Genomic DNA, 4,115 nt, shown 5'->3' with positions numbered 1-4,115 from the left:
TGGTGCCGCGTCATCCGGAACGTTTTGATGAGGTGTTTCAGGCTGCACAGTCTTTGGTATTAAAAATCCAGCGTCGTAGTCTAGGGCAACGTATTGAAGCAGATACCCAAGTGTATTTGGCCGATTCCATGGGTGAAATGTGGCTGTGGTATGGCTTAAGTCAGGCCTGTTATGTTGGTGGTTCGCTGAATGAGCCGGGAGGCGGACATAATATTCTGGAGCCAATCGCATTGAATGTGCCGACTGTTTTAGGTAAAAATTATTTTAATTTTCAGACCATCGTGGATGAGTTTGTTCAAGCGGATGCAGTCGCAGTGGTGCAGGATGCTCAGCAGGCGGCAGAGGCATTGCTGGAACTTTTGCAAGATCAGGTGAAGGCGGAAAATTTGAATGCGGCAGCGCGGACAATTATGCAGTTAAATACGGGATCGCTTGCCAAGCATATTCAGGTGATTGATCAGTATCTTTAGTAACAGATATTGGATTTACCAAGACGGCAGGGATGCCGTCGTTAGGCTGTGATACAGGGAAGTATCATCAGCCTAACAAAAGCGTTTTGCCTACTTTTGCGCTGTCAAAAGTAGGGAGAAGCCTACACGATGATAAGTCGCTATAGAGCTTTATTTAAGGTTTGTCCCACAATAACCGAGATTCGATTTGGCTTAGTATTTCTTTTTCAAAGTGATTACCTTGCTTTTGTCGGGCCAAAAGTAACAAAAGCCCTTTATTTCACTGATGCTGCATCCCAGCAGCACAGTGAAATTGGCGACATCCATGTCGCCACACACGATTTCAAATTTGGCGATAATACCTAATTTGAATATTTTGCATCTTAATGTTTGGGTTTTATCTTCCTTATGAATATCGTCCTGCTTGATCCACGTCAAACCGAAACTGAACTTTGGTCCATTACCTCAACTCGGCAACTGGAACATTTACAGCAGCATCTAGATATACAGGTGGGAGATACATTAAAAGTGGGAATTCGGGAAGGTCAGCGTTACCTGACTGAAATTGTGGAAATCTCTGAAAAAGCAGTGCGCTTGAAACCACTGCAAAAAGAAGCTGTTCCAGAAAAATTGCCAGTGACTTTAATCGTCGCCTTGCCACGTCCGAAAGTGCTGCGCCGTCTGATCATGGACAGTGTCACCTTGGGCGTTGAAAAAATCATTTTACTGCATAGCTACCGCGTCGATAAAAGCTATTGGCAAACTCCATTTTTACAGCAGTTAAATCATTATATCGAGCTGGGACTGGAACAAGCAGGGGATACGGTTGCTCCGAAAATCGAGCTGTATAAACGCTTTAAACCTTTTGTTGAAGATATCTTGCCGGGTTTGATTAGTACGGATTATCCGGCTTATGTGGCACATCCTTATGCCGAGCAAGCGATGCCATTTGCGATTGAGCATCCCTGTACGATTGTTATAGGTCCGGAGGGTGGATTTATTCCTTATGAAGTCGATTTACTCATAAAAAACGGCTGCCAGGCTGTGAGTCTGGGCAACCGTATTATCCGTACAGAAACCGTGATTCCTTACGTCTTAGGTCGACTGTTTAGCACGGGCTGAAGAATCTTCATTGCCTTCGCCACGATAGACTTTGACTTCCTGTACCGGATACGGAATCGAAATATTATGCTCGGCAAAAGCCTGAATGACCCGTTCCTGCACCGCACTGATTGAAGTTCCGGTTCCGGTTTCAGTGGTATCGACCCACCAGAAGGCTTTTAGGGTAATAGAAAAGTCAGCCAGCGCCGTCACATTGACACTAAAGCCCGGCTGGCTCAGGATAGTCGGATCTTTATCTAAAATAGCGGTAATCAGGTCTTTGGCTTTCTGGATGTCATCTTCATAGCCGATGCCCACCACGAATTCGCAGCGGCGACGAGTATAGGCGGTATTCACCGTGACCGCACTGGTGTAGACCGTGGCATTTGGAATTACGATACGGCGGCCATCCGGTGAACGTAAAAAGGTCGCACGAATCTGGATATCTTCAACCGTACCTTCCATGCCATTCACGATAATATCGTCGCCAATCTTGAACGGTTCACTGAGCAGAATCAACACGCCAGAGAGCAGGTTCTGGAAAATATCCTTGAAGGCAAAACCAATCGCGACCGAACCAATTCCGAGGGCACTCATCAGCTGACCCGGGGTAAAGCCAGGAACAGCAATCACCAGTCCAATCAGGATACCAAAGAAAATAATAAAGGTACTGCCGACACGGTTGAGTACCAACACCAGATTCTGACGGGTATAAGAACGGTTTTCCAAAGTTTTACGTACGAAAAACTTGAAGACTTTGGAGAGTAACCAGAAAATCGTAATCACGATTAGCGCGATACAGAAATAAGGCACACGTTCCCAGAAACCTTCAATGATCTTGTCAATGCTGCTGTAGGCATCATTATACTTGGCGGTATGTTCAATCACGGTCTGGGTCGTTTTTTCAGTTGCCTGATGTAACAACTCCGTGGTGCCCTCAGTTACCTGGCTTAAGGTATTGTTTTGCTCTGCCACAAAAATTCCACAATTCAAATTTTGCCTATTTTGCCTGATGTTCAGCAAAAAATTAATAAGGGCTCGAAGTCACCAGTGGATAATTTTAAAAATAACGGCGCTGTTGTTAAAAGTATTTGGTGGTTTTTTGCATCATTTCCGTGGGGGTAGGTGACTGTTCTTCACCGCTCATATAACTGAATAAAGCGATAGATCCCAACAGGCTAAGCAGGGTCAGGATAATCATTAGCCAGGCCAGAATCTTTTCCCAGAGCAAGGTCATCCGTGCCGGACCATATTGATTACTGCCTCGATCGCCCGAACCAAAAACGATATAAAGCCATACAAAAATGTTCACTACTGGCAGCAAAAATAATAGCGCCCACCAGCCACTGCGGTTCATATCATGCAAACGGCGAACAGTGACCACTAAAGCGAAATACACATATACCAGAACCATGACCAGCACACCGATACTGGCCAAGCCTTGCAGTGAAATCAGCCAGTTGGGATCTATGGAGTGGGTAGAAATATTCACAATATCAATACTGAGACCCAGTGCGATACTGCCAAATAAAAAAATGAAATACAGAAATGCCGACCAGGCAATAAAGCTCAAGCGCCCGAAGCGGCCTTTCATCGACAGGGGATGATCGGTTGCAGGCAGCGCAGGCGGGCTAAAGTAGGGAGATTCAGGCGATTTCATAAAGCGTATCCTGCTAAATCAGATGAAATAACCACAAGCGGTCAATTTTATTTTTTAAAGAGCTGTGCTACAGATCATACATAGTTGCGCAGAAGATTCTGTACTGTAAGTTGTGGTTTATTTTGATTGAATTTGTATAAATAATCTACGACGAAAGCATGATTGCCGGATTTGAAATAAGCAGGCCATACTGCCATTATGCATAAAAAACAATCAACAACGCAGCATTAACCTCTCGTGATGAGATAGAACAAAACCAAGGAAGTGACCTATGCAAGAGATCTATCCAGTACCCGAAGAATTTAAAAAAACAGCACGTACGCTCGAAGATCAATACTTCGAACGTTATCAGTATTCTATAGAACAGCCAGATAAATTTTGGGCAGAACAGGCGCAACGTCTGGACTGGATCAAGCCCTTCACCCAAGTCAAAAATACCAGTTTTAACAAAGACGATTTTAAAATCGAATGGTTTGCCGATGGTCAGCTCAATGTCAGTGCCAACTGTCTGGATCGGCACCTGAAAGAGCATCCCTATAAACCGGCCATTATCTGGGAAGGGGATCATCCTTCGCGACACAAGATTATTTCCTTTGCCGAGCTGCATGATGAAACTTGCCGTTTTGCCAATGTGCTGAAGAAAAATGGTATCCAGAAAGGCGACCGGGTCATGCTGTATATGCCGATGGTCTCTGAAGCCGCGATTGCCATGCTGGCCTGTGCCCGGATCGGGGCGGTGCATTGCGTGGTATTTGGTGGTTTCTCGCCGGACTCCTTAGCCAGCCGGATTGAAGACTGTCAGGCGAAAATGGTGATTACAGCCGATTCCGGCATGCGCGGCGGTAAGGCCATTCCACTGAAAGCCAATGTCGATGAAGCACTGAAACTGGCGGGTACAGACTCGA

General features: G+C 45.5%; 6 protein-coding genes. 4 read left to right on the top strand and 2 right to left on the bottom strand.

The genetic code is table 11. The features are described 5' to 3' along the window. The 3 genes from WAK81_RS09905 to WAK81_RS09895 all read left to right on the top strand — a co-directional run. The coding region (locus tag WAK81_RS09905; RefSeq protein WP_422196674.1) for a 3-deoxy-D-manno-octulosonic acid transferase at window positions 1-470 on the top strand (470 nt) is incomplete at its 5' end. A 129-nt stretch (window positions 471-599) separates the two neighbouring features. Next, the gene (locus tag WAK81_RS09900; RefSeq protein ID WP_422196673.1) at window positions 600-815 is read left to right on the top strand and encodes a hypothetical protein; all 216 of its coding nucleotides are present in this window, start codon (window positions 600-602) and stop codon (window positions 813-815) included. Window positions 816-857: 42 nt separating this feature from the next. Then, a complete protein-coding gene (locus WAK81_RS09895) occupies window positions 858-1,571 on the top strand; it encodes a 16S rRNA (uracil(1498)-N(3))-methyltransferase (RefSeq protein WP_422196672.1) in 714 nt (237 codons plus the stop codon). Here the strand turns inward: WAK81_RS09895 and WAK81_RS09890 are convergent. Continuing rightward, a complete protein-coding gene (locus WAK81_RS09890) occupies window positions 1,545-2,525 on the bottom strand; it encodes a mechanosensitive ion channel family protein (RefSeq protein WP_422196671.1) in 981 nt (326 codons plus the stop codon). The two genes, WAK81_RS09895 and WAK81_RS09890, sit on opposite strands and share 27 nt — an antisense overlap. Window positions 2,526-2,631: 106 nt before the next feature. Continuing rightward, window positions 2,632-3,210 (bottom strand): DUF805 domain-containing protein, encoded by a 579-nt coding sequence (locus WAK81_RS09885; protein ID WP_422196670.1) that lies wholly within the window; start codon window positions 3,208-3,210, stop codon window positions 2,632-2,634. A 271-nt stretch (window positions 3,211-3,481) separates the two neighbouring features. Between WAK81_RS09885 and WAK81_RS09880 the strand changes: the two genes are divergently transcribed. Then, on the top strand, window positions 3,482-4,115 hold a 634-nt coding region (locus WAK81_RS09880; protein WP_422196669.1), incomplete at its 3' end, for an AMP-binding protein.

It is taken from the genome of Acinetobacter sp., assembly GCF_049284435.1.
Classification (GTDB): Bacteria; Pseudomonadota; Gammaproteobacteria; order Pseudomonadales; family Moraxellaceae; genus Acinetobacter.
The sequence above is the reverse complement of the archived record's forward strand: the minus strand, read 5'-3'. Positions and strand labels throughout refer to the sequence as shown.